We start from the raw sequence: 13339 nt of genomic DNA, 5'->3' as shown, positions 1-13339 counted from the left end.
AAACGTGATGGCGAATCAGGCATAACGCCACAGAAGCCAATCCAAGGGGAGGTCAGAACCTTCGATTGGGTGATGTGAGCCGTTGGAACTGTGACCGTGTTGGCCGCTGCAAAGCCGTCAGCCCCGGTGTGAACCGGCTCGCGTGGCACGCCCGTAACCCTTCGTCCTCTGCCTCCCGTTCGGCCAAAGCCGAGGGCTCCGTTTCGCCGCGATGTCCTCGATCCAGCCGAAGGCGAGGATCGTCAGGCCGATCAGGGGCCACACCAGGAGGAACATCCAGAGCATGTACGTCGTGTCGAGGGCCGCCGACGCGCTGTCGCTCTGCATGAAGGGCAGGTTGTACGCCTGGTCGATGATCGGGACCGTGGCCATGATGAGCATGTTGTGCCAGAGGTAGATGGTGACGGCTCGGTTGTTGGAGAGCGTCACCAGTTTGTCCCAGCGGGCCAGGCGGCCTGGTAGCTCCTGCCAGGACGGGGAGTACTGGAGCAGGATCACGACGAAGCCGAACGACCAGGTCGCCTGGGCCAGCGGGATGTCGTTCAAGTCCCAGCCGTCGGGACCCAGATGGCCCGACGCCCACCACAGGCCGAAGGCCATTAGGAGGGCCGAGCAGGAGATGGCCAGGTAGCGGGGGACCTTCTTCAGCACGCCCTCGTGGTGGGCGAAGCCCAGCACCCAGCAGCCGCCGAAGACCGCGAAGTCCGAGACGGCGTTGCCCGTTTCGCCGGGGATCGTCACCAGGCCCGTCCCCACCACGGCCGTGAGGGCCAACGGTGCCAGCAGCGTGGCCCAGGGCATGCGGCGGAACGCCCAGAGCAGGAGAGGAGACGCCACCACGAACCACAGGTACGCGCGCAGGTACCACAGTGGGCCCGCCGCCTGTGCCGCCCAACTGTCTTCCAGAAGGCCCGAGTTGGAGCCGATTTGCCCGGGGTAGGGAGGGGCGCCGATCGGGATGACGTAGTTGATGAGGTCGATCACGCCCCAGGTGCCGCCGTGGTCCGGGTCCTTCACCGGGTTCCAGCCGCCCGCGAACATCAGCGCCAGGACGGCCACGCCGAACGCCCAGAGGGGCGGGAGCAGTCGGCGGATCCGCCCCCTGATCACGCCCAGCGCCGGCCGGCTCAGGGAGCGCGCCATCAGCGAGCCCGCCAGCGCGAACATCACCCCCATGGAGGGGAAGAGGACCGTGAGCCAGGCCCAGCCGAAGAGGTGGTACACCACCACGCGGACCAGGGCTGTCGAGCGGAGCAGGTCCAAGTAGCGGTCTCGGCCGCCCGGTCGGCGAGGCGCCGGGGGGCGAGGCGCCGGGGGCCGAGCGGCCGGGGAGACCGAGGGCGACACCGGCACGGTCGGCGGCGACGATGTCGCACCCGCCGTATGCCCGGCCACCGGCGGCGTCGCCCCCGCCGTGTAATCGTGCGTCGTCATCCCACCGGCCTCCGATCGTTCCCGCTGTGTGCGGTCCGCTGCCGCGGGATCGATCCCGGGGCCTCCACCACGCCCGTGCGCCGCAGCTTCTGCCAGCGCAGCCGGCCTCCGGTGAGCGCGGTGATCCAGGACTGGAGCAGGACCACGTACATCAACTGCCTGTAGAGGATTTGCTGGAGGGGCAGGGAGATCAGGTGGGTCATGCGTTCCCGGTCCAGGCGGAAGGCGTACGCCGCGCACGCCGCCTGGATGGCGAGGACGCCCAGCCACGCCACGATCGTCTTCTGCGTCGGACCGAAGACGACCCCGTAGAGGAGGAATACGTCGATCAAGGGGGCCAGCAGGGGGGCCAGGACCATGAACAGGGACACCAGCGGGAGTCCCACCCGGCCGAAGCGGCCCGACGGGCCCCGTTCGATCAGGGCCCCGCGGTGCTTCCAGATCGCCTGCATCGTGCCGTACGACCAGCGGTAGCGCTGGGACCAGAGCTGCTGGACCGACTCCGGAGCCTCCGTCCAGGCCCGCGCCTTCTCCGCGTAGACGACGCGCCAGCCGTCACGGTGCAGGGCCATCGTGATGTCGGTGTCCTCGGCGAGCGTGTCGTCGCTCATGCCACCGACCCGTTCCAGGGCCGAGCGCCGGAAGGCCCCCACCGCGCCGGGAATCGTCGGCATGCAGCGCAGCAGGTCGTACATCCTGCGGTCGAGGTTGAAGCCCATCACGTACTCGATGTGCTGCCACGCACCGATGAGGGAGTCGCGGTTGCCGACCTTGGCGTTGCCGGCGACGGCGCCGACGCGGGGATCGGCGAACGGCTGGACCAGCTCGCGGACCGTCGCCGGCTCGAAGACGGTGTCGCCGTCCATCATCACGATGATGTCGTAACGGGCGTTCGCCAGACCCCTGTTGAGGGCCGCGGGCTTGCCCGCGTTGTGCTGCCGTACGACGCGTACGTTCGGCAGACGCAGGTCCTCGACGATGCGGGCCGTGCCGTCGCTCGAACCGTCGTCGATGACGATGATCTCGATGGGGTGTTCGCTCGCCATCAGGGAACGGACGGTGTTCTCGATGCATTTCGCTTCGTTGTACGCGGGGACGAGTACCGATACCGGTTCCGTGACCGGGGAAGCGGTCGGGCCCCAGTGGAAGTCCCGGCGTCTGACCCGGCGGGCGTGCACGGCGGAGAGCAGCAGCATCAGGCCGAAGCGGCTGAAGACGAGGACACCGATGACGGCGATGCCGACGACGAGGGCGTCGGTGACCTTCTCGGAGGCCTGGACCAGGTAGATCCACGCCTTGCCCTTCCACAGGTCGAGGCCGGTGACTTCGGTGTGCGCGCTGGGGGCGTCGAGGGTCTCGGTGAGGTTCTCGAACGAGTAGCCCCGGTGCTGAAGCCGGGGCACGAACGTGTCCAGCGCCTCGACGGTCTGGTGGCGGTCGCCTCCGGAGTCGTGCATCAGGACGATCGCGCCCTTGCCGCCGTGCGGGGTGGCGCGGCGGATGATCTCGTCGACGCCGGGCTTCTGCCAGTCCTCGCTGTCGGTGTTGTTGACGACGGTGATGTAGCCGCGTGTGCCGATGTACTGCGTCACGGGCCAGGACCTGTTGTCCATCGCGTCGGCGAAGGACGAGTACGGCGGGCGGAAGAGGGACGTACGGATGCCCGCGGCGCCGGCCAGTGCCAGCTGGCTCTGCGACAGCTCCCAGTCGATGCGCTTCTTGGACTGGTACGAGAGATCCGGGTGGTTGAAGGTGTGCAGGCCGACCTCGTGGCCCTCCGCCACCATGCGGTGCACCAGCGCCGGGTAGCGCGAGGCCATGGTGCCGGTGACGAAGAAGACGGCGTGCGCGTGGTGCGCCTTGAGGACGTCGAGGACCTTCGGGGTCCATGTTGGGTCCGGGCCGTCGTCGAAGGTGAGGACGAGACGGTGGCGTGGGACGCGCAGGCTGGTCGTGCGCCCGCTGCGGGTGTCGATGACCGGGCCGCCCTCGAGGATCTTCTCCGGCACCTTGTCGGTGGCCGCCTCGGGCCGGACGCGGTGGTCCGCCAGGATCTCGCTGTGTACGTAACCGCGCAGCATCAGCATCGCCATCAGGGCGACGAGGATGAGCGAGGGCAGCAGGAAACGCATGGGGAGCCGTCGGCGGCGGCCATCGGCGACCGGGCGGTGCGAACGCCGCTTCATGGGTGCGGGACGTACCGAATCCGCGGGACGTACCGAATCTGTGGGACGTATCGAGTGTGTGGGACGTGCGGGCTCCGCGGGATGCGCGGAACCATGACGACCGGTACGGGGTGCCATCAGAGGACGTTCTCCCGGGATGAGGAGCCGGATGAGGAGCCGGCGTTGCTCGGCTCTGACTCCAAGGGGCTCAGCTCGACGGGCGAGGGAGCGCCTCCGGCGACGGTTCCGGAGCCGGACCCGCCGGTGGGGGCACTCGCCGAGGGGTCGGGCGTGCTGCCGCCGCCGCTGGTGGAGGGGCTGGGCCCCGGCGAGTCGGTGACCGGCAGGGAGGGCGGTACGACGACCGGGTCCTTCGGGGTGCTGGTGCTCGGCTTCGGCTTGGTGGTGGCGGACGTCGATGGCTCGGGGCCGGTGGACGTACCCGGCTTGGCCGCGCTCCCCGAGTGACCGGGCTTCGCGCTCGCCCCCGGCGACGGCTTCGTACCGCCGCTGCCCGTCGCGCTCGCCCCCGGTGCGGCGCCGCCCGTGCCCGGCGCGGAGCCCGGCTCGGAGGGCAGCGGTGACGTCTCGACCTTGCCGGCCGGCCGGCCGTCCTGCTGGCCCGGCACCGGAAGCCAGGGCGCGCTGGAATTGCCCGACAGGAGCGTGGCGACGATGACGACGGCGTACACCGCGCAGGCGATGCCGACGAGGATGCCGAGGCGGCGGAATCTACGGCTTCGGCGGCCCGACTCGTCGACGAAGACCGGGCCGTCCGACCCTTCCTGGGCACCGGGGCTGCCCGGCGCGCCCTTGCCCTGACGGGCCGGCATGTCGCCCAACTGACAGCCGGAACCGTCGAGTTGGACGGTCACCTCGTTCGGGTCGTGCGTGTGCTCCGGGTGGTCCGGGTGCTCCCAGGAGGGCTCTTCGCCGAGGTGGCCGCGAAGCCGGGGAGCGGAAGCACGATCGAGAACTGGCGCGGCCGCCCGATCGAAGTCCGGCGCGGACTCCCCATCGAAGTCCGGCGCGAAAACGCGACCGAGGTCCGGCCACGCCTCCCGATCCAGGCCCGGCACGGAAGCACGATCGAGGTCGGGCGCAGGGCTCTGGCCTGCCCGAGGCCATGACGCCGTTCTGCCGCCGGCCTCAGGCCATACGACGGCATTGCCCGCACCCTGTGGAATCCCCTCGGCACTCGGCCGGGACTCACCAGCCCCAAGCCCTGACCCACCGGCATCCGACCGAAACCCACTGGCACCCCGCCGGAACTCGCCCGCACCCCGCCGGAACTCGCCCGCGCCCTGCCGGAACTTGCCTGCACCCGCCCGAAACCCGTCCGCATCCGGCCGCGACCCGTCCGGGCCTAACCGACCCCCGTCCGCACCCGGCCGAAAAGCGTCGGATCCTTGTCGAATCCTGTCCACGTCCGGCCGAATCTCGTCGGCTTCGTTCAACGGTGACGGATCGGCTCCGCGCCCTCTCCGCTGATCAACATCTCGTCGATCTGGTTGGGCGTCTTTCCGCCAGTTTTTTACGCGCACGTACATCCCCCCACGGGATTGTTCACGGGTGCGCGACGACTCCGGGCATTACTCACTTTTGTCGTCCGGATCGGGCCCCCACCCCATCCGAGCGCCCCCCTACCACACTGAGCCCGGGCGAATGAATGTAGCGCACGCGGGGGACGCGTGTGCTTCTGTCTCAGTTGTGACTCATCATGACGAGTGCATCGGTGGCCGGAATCCATCCCTCCGTGGGACTCCTCAACCACCCTTCCTCGCCGGCGAGTTCGACGGCGGCTCGTCGAAGGGCATCGATCCCGGGGTGCACCAGCCCCTTCCGCCACACCAGTGACACGGGTGACAGGGGAACGGGGTCGACGAGAGGCCTCAACACCGTTCCAGGCATGGCCGGAAAGTCCACCACGGCGAGGACGGGGTTCCGTTTCTTGGCCATGATCCGCCCGAACTCCTCGGCACCCATGGCCACCGGTGCGGGCGGTGCGAGTTCGATGCCGCGCCCCTCGAAGAGGTGGCGTGCCAGGTCGGTCCACTCCAGCGTCCGGGGGTTACCCGCACCGGCGTACACGCTCTCCCCCGCGAGCGCGCCCAGCGGCACCTCGTCCAGAGCCGCGAGGTGATGGTCCTCGGGCAACACGACGGCCATCGGCTCGTACCGCACGGGCTGCTGGTCGAGGCGCGCCCGCACCACCGGGTCGAGCCCCGCGAACCGTCCGAACGACGCGTCCAGCCGACCGGCGAGCATCTCCCCCGCCGCGCCGGTGAGTCCGCTCTCGAAGCGAGCCATCAGCTCGGTGTCGGGGGCGAGTTCGCGGGCCCGGTCGAGGACGCGGCCGGAGACGAGCCCCGGGGAGTTGACGTCGACGAGCAGGGGCCGCTGCTCGTGGCGGCCTCTCGCGAACGCGGCCAGCAGCGCGTCCTGCGCCTCCAGCACGCGCCGCGCGTACGGCAGCAGTCGCTCACCGTCCGACGTCAGCGTCACCTGCCGGGTCGTGCGGACGAACAGCTCCACGCCCAAGTCGCGTTCGAGCCGCCGGATGTCCCGACTCAGGGCCTGCTGAGCGACGTAGAGCCGGGTAGCGGCACGCGTGAAGTGCAGTTCCTCGGCCACGGCGAGGAAGGCACGCAGAAGCCGGGGGTCGAGGTGGGCGGGCGTGACCCCATGAGCGGACGCGGCCGTGGCCCCAAAAGCAGGCGCGACGCCGGGAGGAAGCGCGACCCCACGAGCAGACGTAGCGCCAGAAGCGGACGCGACCCCGGAATCGGGTTTGCCCCCGGAATCGGACGCGACCCCCGAATCGGACGCGACCCCGGAAGCGGACGCGACCCCGGAAGCGGACGCACCCCTCGAATCGGACGTGAGCCGTCGGTCAGACATCACGCGAACTTACAACTCAAACGCGTCAATCGCCACGGATTAGGTGTTGGACCACCCACGCCACCTCGGGCGACGGTTGATCCATGCCGCAGCACCGAACCCCGTACCACCGCCTCTTCACCACCCCCGGCGCCCGCGCCTTCACCCTCGGGAATCTGATCGCGCGTCTCCCCATGGGCATGTTCAGCGTGAGCGCGGTCATCATGATCGCGGGAGCCCGTGGCTCGTACGCGCTCGCCGGTGCCGTCACGGCAACGGGTCTCGCGGCGACGGCGGTGGTCGCCCCTTGGACCGCGCGTCTCGTCGACCGGTACGGCCAGGCACGGATCGCCGTACCCGCCACGGCGATCGCCGTGCTCGGCTCGCTCGCGCTCCTGCTGTGCGTGCGCTACGGAGCCCCGAACTGGACCCTCTTCGCGGCGTACGCGGCAACCGCCACGACCCCGAACACCGGAGGCATGTCCCGCGCCCGCTGGGCCCACCTCCTCCAGGGCGACCCGGCCGCACTGCACACCGCGAACTCCTTCGAACAGGCCGCCGACGAGCTGTGCTTCATGCTGGGCCCGGTGCTCGCGGCCTTCCTGTGCGGGACCTTCTTCCCGGAGGCGGGCACGCTGGTCGGCGGGGTCCTGCTGATGGCCGGCGTACTGATCTTCGCCGCCCAGCGTTCGACGGAGCCGCCGGCCCAGCCACGTACGACGTCCAAGTCCCCCGCCCTGGCCCCCGGAATGCCCGCGCTCCTCCTCGGTTTCCTCGCCACCGGCGCGGTCTTCGGATCGGTGGAGGTCGCCACGATCGCCTTCGCGGACGCGCGGGGGCACCGGTCGGCCGCGGGCGCGGTCCTCGCGCTCCAGGCGGCGGGCTCGTGCGCGGCGGGTCTGCTGTACGGCGCCCTGAAGCCGACCGGTCCCTCCCCCTACCTCTCGGCTCCGCTCGAGCAGGGGGCACCCCCATCAGCGCCGTCATGGCGGCGCTACCCGCTGTGCGTCGCCGCCATGACGGCGCTGATGACCCTGCCCCTCCTCGCGGCCACGCTGACGGGGTCCCTCCTCGCGCTGGCGGGCGCTTTGCTCGTCGCCGGGATGGCCACAGCGCCGACCATGATCACCGGCATGACACTCGTCCAGCACCGCACCCCCGAGGGCCGGTTGAACGAGGGCATGACCCTGGCGGTGACCGGCCTCCTCGGCGGGATCGCCTGCGGCTCGGCGATCGGTGGATGGGTGGTGGAGCACGTGTCGACAGCGGCGGGATACGTGGTGCCGGTCGCGGCCGCGGCGACCGCGCTCGCGATATCGACGGCGGGCGCGCTCCGTCACGCCGTACGCGGCGGGGCGGAGGCGACGGAGACGACGGACACGACGGAGACGACGGACACGACGGAGACGACAGAGGTGCCGGAGGCGACGGAGACGCCGGAGGTGCCGGGGGCAACGGAGGTGCCGGAGACGCCGGGGGCGACGCTGCTCGTGCCCCGGCCGAGGGAACGGTCCGGTACGGCACCGCGCACGCCGACCCCTTGAAGGATCCGTGACCATGAGCGCTTCGAGAGGAAGGGGCAGCCCCGCTCCCCCTGCGACCACGGCCTCGGCACGTCATCGGCGTCATCGGCGTCATCGGCGGGCGTACGACAAAGGCCCCGCTGCTCGATGCAGCGGGGCCTTCGCCTCACATGGGATGAGTGGAGATGGCGGGAATCGAACCCGCGTCCAACGGTGCAAAATCAGGGCTTCTCCGTGCGCAGTTCGCTGTGATTTTCTCGGCCCCGGCGATCACGCGAACAAGTCGCCGACGGGCCCAGTCACTGTTTGATTTCCTTCTGGATCCCGTGACCGGGTCCAGAAGTTTAGTTCCCTAGCTGATGCCAGGATCCGGGTCGGGAACAGCCCCGGGCTGACACTTCGCAAGTCGCTACTTAGGCAGCGAGGGCGAAGGAATCGCGCTTGGTGTTGGCGATTATTTTTTGCGACATATGGTTTACGAGATCATTGCCGCTTCCTCGACACGCTTCCCCTGCTTCAACAGCCGCTGTCGAAACCGATCATCCCCATGTTGATTTTTCAAAGGTGGATTCACTGAAAACTCGGCGAATCCGGCGCCCCGTCACCTGCGGGACTGGTCCATCGTACGTGAACAACGCGGCCGGGGGCCAGCGTATTCCCGGCGGCCGCGCGGGCTACTCGCCGCGCTGCTTACGCTTGGCCGCCGCGATCGCCCGGTCCGACTCCCGCCGGTCCTGCTTCTCACGCAGCGTCTGCCGCTTGTCGTACTCCTTCTTGCCGCGCGCGAGCGCGATCTCGGCCTTCGCGCGGCCGTCCTTGAAGTACAGGGCGAGGGGCACGATCGTGTGACCCGTCTCCTGGGACTTCGACTCCAGCTTGTCGATCTCCTCGCGGTGCAGGAGCAGCTTGCGCTTGCGGCGCACGGAGTGGTTGGTCCAGGTGCCCTGGCTGTACTCGGGGATGTGGGCGTTGTGCAGCCACGCCTCGTTCCCGTCGATCTGGACGAAGCCGTCGGCCAGCGAGGCGCGTCCCTGGCGCAGCGACTTCACCTCCGTGCCGGTGAGCACGAGCCCGGCCTCGTAGGTGTCGATGATCGCGTAGTCGTGCCGTGCCTTCTTGTTCTGCGCGACGATCTTGCGCTTGCCGTCCTTGGCCTTCGCGGGCCCCCCGCCCTGCTTGGGCTGGGACTCCTTCGGTACGTACATTCCCTTGCTCATAGTGCTGGCCATTTTCGCACTACAGGGGGCCAGGAGGGAAAGTCGATTACCAGGAACGCGAAAGCTCGGCTACGAAGGGTCCCCGAGCCCGCTCAGCACGGTCTCGGCCCGCTCCAGCGCCCCGTCGTCCGCCTCCAGGTCGGGGGTGATGCCCCGGCCGTCCACGCCGCGTCCGGAGGGGGTGCGGTAGTGCCCGACGGTCAGCTCGGCGACGGAGCCGTCGGGCAGCGGGCTCGGCATCTGGACGGAGCCCTTGCCGAAGGTCCTGGAGCCCACGACGACCGCGCGGCCACGGTCCTGGAGGGCTCCGGTGAGCAGCTCGGCCGCGCTCATCGTGCCGCCGTCGACGAGCGCGACCAGGGGTCTGGTGGTGTCGCCGCCGGGGGCGGCGTGCAGGGCGCGCTGGTCGCCGTCGACGTCATAGGTGGCGACGAGGCCGCCGTCGAGGAAGGCGGAGGCGGCGGTGACGGCCTCGGTGACCAGGCCTCCGGAGTTGCCGCGCAGGTCGAGGACGATCCCGGCGCGCCGGGGGGCCTCGTCCACCGCGGTGCGTACGGCGTCGCCGACCCCCTTGGTGAAGGCGGCGACCTTGATCACGGTGACGCCGCCCGGGAGCTTCTGCACGGTCACGGAGTCGGTGGACAGCTTGGCCCGGCGCAGTGTCCGGCTCCACGCGGCCGTGCCCCGCTCAAGGCCCAGGCGGACCCGCGTACCGGCGGGGGCGTCGTCCGCGTCGCCGCGCAGTAACGAGACGACCTCGGTGACCGGCCGGCCGTCCACCTTCTCGCCGTCGACGCTGCGCAGCCGGTCGCCCTTGCGGATCCCGGCGGTTTCCGCGGGCGAGCCGGTCTGCACTCGGGACACTTCGATACGGCCGTCGGGCTCGCGCCTGGCCCACAGTCCGACGCCGGTGTACTGGCCGTCGAGGGCCTCCTCGAACTCCTCGTACTCGCCCTGGGAGTAGACCGCGCCCCAGCGGTCGCCGCTGCGGCTGACGGCGCGCTCGGCGGCCTCCATGGGCGACTTGCCGTCGGCCATCGCCCGGGCGGCGGCCTCGCTGACGTCCTCGTGGTGGCCGGCGGACGTCGAACGGGAGGCGGTGGAAGGGGACTTCCGGTCGGCGTCGGAGAAGGACCCGGTCGCCGCACCGGCGACGAGGACGCTCGCGAACACCAATGTCAGGGCGGCCCCGCGGCGTATGCGGCGGGGCTCACAGAACGGGTCACGGCCTGACATGCCGGTGAGTCTAGGACAACGCGAAGGGCCGTACCGCCGGTTGGCAGTACGGCCCCCTTGGCATGCATCACACCTTCAGGTACTTGCGCAACGCGAAGAACGCGGCCAGCGCGGGCATCAGCAGACTCGTGGCGAGGATGAGCGGCAGCTTCGTCAACACGGCGTCCCAGCCGATGAAGTTGATCAGATTCAGCTTCTCGGACAGGGCCAGACCGTGGTCGATGATGAAGTAGCGGGCGATCAGCAGGAAGCCGCAGGCCACACCGCCGCCGATGAGCCCCGCGACCGCGGCCTCCATGATGAACGGCGCCTGGATGTAGAACCCGGAGGCGCCGACCAGGCGCATGATCCCCGTCTCACGCCGACGGCTGAACGCGGAGACGCGCACCGTGTTGACAATCAGCATCAGTGCGACGACCAGCATCATCGCCATCACCGCGCGCGCGGCCCAGTTCATGCCGTTGAGCAGCCCGAAGAGGTTGTCCAGGATGCCCTTCTGGTCCTGCACCGACTGCACGCCGTCCCGCCCGTCGAAGGCGGTCGCGATGACCTGGTACTTCTCGGGGTCCTTCAGCTTGATGCGGTACGACTCCTGCATCTGGTCCGGCGTGAGGGAGCTGGCCAGCGGGGAGTCGCCGAACTGCTCCTTGTAGTGCTTGTACGCCTGGTCCGCCGACTCGTAGCTGACCTTCTGGACGACCGTGGACATCTTGTCCAGGTCGGCGAGGATCTGCTTCTTCTGGTCGGCGGTCACCGCGCCCTTGGCGCAGTTGGGGTCGGACTCGGCATCGCTCTTGTTGCAGAGGAAGATCGAGACGTTGACCTTGTCGTACCAGTAGCCCTTCATCGTGCTCACCTGGTCGCTCATCAGGAGCGAGCCGCCGAACAGGGCGAGTGAGAGGGCGACCGAGACGACGACCGCGAAGGTCATGGTCAGATTGCGGCGGAGACCGACACCGATCTCCGACAGAACGAACTGCGCGCGCATGGCGTGTTCTTCAGACCTTTCCGTGGACGATGATCAGTGCTGGTAGCCGTAGACGCCGCGCGCCTGGTCGCGGACGAGGCGACCCTGCTCCAGCTCGATGACGCGCTTGCGCATCTGGTCCACGATGTTCTGGTCGTGCGTCGCCATCAGCACGGTCGTGCCCGTCCGGTTGATGCGGTCGAGCAGCTTCATGATGCCGACGGAGGTCTGCGGGTCGAGGTTTCCGGTCGGCTCGTCGGCGATGAGGAGCTTGGGCCGGTTCACGAAGGCTCTCGCGATGGCCACGCGCTGCTGCTCACCACCGGACAGCTCGCCGGGCATCCGGTCCTCCTTGCCCCCCAGACCGACGAGGTCGAGCACCTGGGGCACGGACTTGCGGATCTCGCCGCGCGACTTGCCGATGACCTCCTGGGCGAAGGCCACGTTCTCGGCGACCGTCTTGTTGGGCAGCAGACGGAAGTCCTGGAAGACGGTCCCCAGCTGGCGCCGCATCTGCGGCACCTTCCAGTTGGAGAGGCGCGCGAGGTCCTTGCCCAGGACGTGCACCTGGCCGTGACTGGTCCGCTCCTCGCGGAGGATCAGCCGCAGGAAGGTGGACTTTCCGGAGCCGGAGGACCCCACGAGGAACACGAACTCTCCGCGCTCGACCTCCAGGGAGACATCCCTGAGAGCGGGGCGGGTCTGTTTGGGGTAGACCTTGGAGACGTTGTCGAATCGGATCACGGATGCACCACGGGTCGCCGGGGGTAGGTGTGCGTGACCATACGCGAACCGGGTGCGCGAGCGCAGTCGCTGGTCGGGGTTGCGCGGGGCTTGTGCGCTTTTGTACGGGTCTTTGTGCGGGACTTTGTGCGCGTCTTTGTGCGGGCACCAGGACGCACCCCCGAAGACGCGCCCCGCGGGAGGCGCCCCATGGGAAGGCGGGGAACTGCGCGAGCCACCACAGCACCCCCCGCAACCGCGGGATCGACCCCGGCCGCCCCTCCGAGAGCCCCGTTTTCGGAGACTGACCCCCACAGCGCGGGGCAGGATAAGGCGAGCCGCGCCGAAACCGGCGGAACCTGGCACAGTGGAGGGGGAACGGTTGCGTCCCCCGCAGCGTTATGTAGAGCGTTGTGTACGGGGATACGGCGCAAGGAGGGCGAGCGCATGACGTACGACCGATTGGTGTGCGCGAACTGCGCGGCTCCCGTCAGCGAGGGCCGTTGCCCCGTCTGCCGCGCGAACCGTGAGCGGCTCCAGCAGGAGAGCCCTTTCGCGGGTCTGAACCCCATGGCGCTGATCGCGCTGCTGGCCGTGCTGATCGCGGCCCTGGCGTTGGTGGCCCACCAGACGGTGTGAGGTCCGTGGCGGCCGGCACGGCACACCCACCAGGTCCGCGCCCGCTGTGACGCATCCGACATGAGCATCTGACATGAGAAGGGCCCGGAGCGAGCTGCTCCGGGCCCTTCTTCACGTACGTGTCCGTCAGGCGGCGGCACCGCCGCGGCCGCCCGCGAGGCGCGGCAGCATGCGGAAGCCGATACCGCCGGCGATCATCGTGGCGGCGCCGACCAGCAGGAACGTGGTCTGACCGGCACCCGTCTCAGCCAGCTGGCCGTCGTTCTTGCCCTGGGCCGAGGTGTCCGAGCCGGTGTCGGTGAGGGCCGAGGAGCCCTGCTCCTGGGTGGAGGAGCCACCGTCGGGGTCCGTGTTGTTGTTGCCGCCGCCGGTGCCCGTGCTGCTGCTCTCCGAGGGCGCGGTGGTGGCGGTCGGGTCCTCCGTCGGCTCGGTCGGAACCTCGGTGGGCTCCGTCGGGTCGTCGGTGGGCGTCGTCTCCGTGGGCGCCGGGTCGGTGGTCGGCGGGTCGGTCGGGACCGTCTCGGTGGGCGCCGGGACCGTGGGCGGGTCCGTGGG

The 13339-nt window shown here is 69.7% G+C and carries 11 protein-coding genes and 1 other RNA gene; 2 read left to right on the top strand and 10 right to left on the bottom strand.

Going from position 1 to position 13339, the window contains the following annotated elements; all coding sequences use genetic code 11:
- Positions 1 to 117 precede the first annotated feature (117 nt).
- The 4 genes from ACFVXA_RS10870 to ACFVXA_RS10855 form a co-directional block, all read right to left on the bottom strand.
- The gene (locus ACFVXA_RS10870) at positions 118 to 1434 is read right to left on the bottom strand and encodes an acyltransferase (protein WP_390024670.1); all 1317 of its coding nucleotides are present in this window, start codon (positions 1432 to 1434) and stop codon (positions 118 to 120) included.
- Positions 1431 to 3620 (bottom strand): glycosyltransferase, encoded by a 2190-nt coding sequence (locus tag ACFVXA_RS10865; protein WP_390024668.1) that lies wholly within the window; start codon positions 3618 to 3620, stop codon positions 1431 to 1433. Before ACFVXA_RS10865 ends, ACFVXA_RS10870 begins: the two co-directional genes overlap by 4 nt.
- A gap of 116 nt (positions 3621 to 3736) precedes the next feature.
- Positions 3737 to 4678 carry a hypothetical protein gene (locus ACFVXA_RS10860; protein ID WP_390024666.1) on the bottom strand — a complete coding sequence of 314 codons (942 nt, stop codon included), beginning with the start codon at positions 4676 to 4678 and terminating at the stop codon, positions 3737 to 3739.
- 625 nt (positions 4679 to 5303) lie between these two features.
- Positions 5304 to 6251, bottom strand: coding sequence for a LysR family transcriptional regulator (locus tag ACFVXA_RS10855; RefSeq protein WP_384017505.1), 948 nt, complete (start codon positions 6249 to 6251; stop codon positions 5304 to 5306).
- Positions 6252 to 6583: 332 nt separating this feature from the next.
- On the opposite strand from ACFVXA_RS10855, the gene ACFVXA_RS10850 reads away from it, so the two are divergent.
- Complete coding sequence (locus ACFVXA_RS10850; RefSeq protein WP_390024664.1) at positions 6584 to 8023, top strand: MFS transporter; 1440 nt, start codon at positions 6584 to 6586, stop codon at positions 8021 to 8023.
- A 156-nt stretch (positions 8024 to 8179) separates the two neighbouring features.
- Here the strand turns inward: ACFVXA_RS10850 and ssrA are convergent.
- From ssrA to ftsE, 5 genes are all read right to left on the bottom strand, one after another.
- Positions 8180 to 8549, bottom strand: a transfer-messenger RNA (tmRNA) gene (gene ssrA / locus ACFVXA_RS10845).
- 127 nt (positions 8550 to 8676) lie between these two features.
- Positions 8677 to 9207, bottom strand: a complete 531-nt coding sequence (gene smpB / locus ACFVXA_RS10840; RefSeq protein WP_362017908.1) for an SsrA-binding protein SmpB — start codon at positions 9205 to 9207, stop codon at positions 8677 to 8679.
- An 81-nt stretch (positions 9208 to 9288) separates the two neighbouring features.
- Complete coding sequence (locus ACFVXA_RS10835; protein WP_384017438.1) at positions 9289 to 10455, bottom strand: S41 family peptidase; 1167 nt, start codon at positions 10453 to 10455, stop codon at positions 9289 to 9291.
- A gap of 67 nt (positions 10456 to 10522) precedes the next feature.
- On the bottom strand, positions 10523 to 11443 hold the full coding sequence (gene ftsX, locus ACFVXA_RS10830; RefSeq protein ID WP_362017669.1) for a permease-like cell division protein FtsX: 921 nt from the start codon (positions 11441 to 11443) through the stop codon (positions 10523 to 10525).
- A gap of 33 nt (positions 11444 to 11476) precedes the next feature.
- Complete coding sequence (gene ftsE / locus ACFVXA_RS10825; protein ID WP_266759363.1) at positions 11477 to 12166, bottom strand: cell division ATP-binding protein FtsE; 690 nt, start codon at positions 12164 to 12166, stop codon at positions 11477 to 11479.
- 426 nt (positions 12167 to 12592) lie between these two features.
- Here ftsE and ACFVXA_RS10820 point away from each other — a divergent pair, with 426 nt between their 5' ends.
- Positions 12593 to 12784 (top strand): hypothetical protein, encoded by a 192-nt coding sequence (locus ACFVXA_RS10820; protein WP_028805018.1) that lies wholly within the window; start codon positions 12593 to 12595, stop codon positions 12782 to 12784.
- A 126-nt stretch (positions 12785 to 12910) separates the two neighbouring features.
- Here the strand turns inward: ACFVXA_RS10820 and ACFVXA_RS10815 are convergent.
- A partial coding sequence (locus tag ACFVXA_RS10815) for a hypothetical protein (protein ID WP_390024662.1) occupies positions 12911 to 13339 on the bottom strand: 429 nt, incomplete at its 5' end.

The sequence above is a fragment of the Streptomyces sp. NPDC058246 genome (assembly GCF_042881985.1).
Lineage (GTDB): Bacteria > Actinomycetota > Actinomycetes > Streptomycetales > Streptomycetaceae > Streptomyces.
Note: the sequence above shows the minus strand (reverse complement) of the source record. Positions and strands in the feature narration are given on the sequence as shown.

What these genes read in the sequence shown, in the direction of transcription:
- ACFVXA_RS10870 (WP_390024670.1), bottom strand. Translation starts at nt 1,434, where the DNA reads ATGACGACGCACGATTACACGGCGGGGGCGACGCCGCCGGTGGCCGGG.
- ACFVXA_RS10865 (WP_390024668.1), bottom strand. Translation starts at nt 3,620, where the DNA reads ATGAAGCGGCGTTCGCACCGCCCGGTCGCCGATGGCCGCCGCCGACGG.
- ACFVXA_RS10850 (WP_390024664.1), top strand. Translation starts at nt 6,584, where the DNA reads ATGCCGCAGCACCGAACCCCGTACCACCGCCTCTTCACCACCCCCGGC.
- smpB (WP_362017908.1), bottom strand. Translation starts at nt 9,207, where the DNA reads ATGTACGTACCGAAGGAGTCCCAGCCCAAGCAGGGCGGGGGGCCCGCG.
- ACFVXA_RS10835 (WP_384017438.1), bottom strand. Translation starts at nt 10,455, where the DNA reads ATGTCAGGCCGTGACCCGTTCTGTGAGCCCCGCCGCATACGCCGCGGG.
- ftsX (WP_362017669.1), bottom strand. Translation starts at nt 11,443, where the DNA reads ATGCGCGCGCAGTTCGTTCTGTCGGAGATCGGTGTCGGTCTCCGCCGC.
- ACFVXA_RS10820 (WP_028805018.1), top strand. Translation starts at nt 12,593, where the DNA reads ATGACGTACGACCGATTGGTGTGCGCGAACTGCGCGGCTCCCGTCAGC.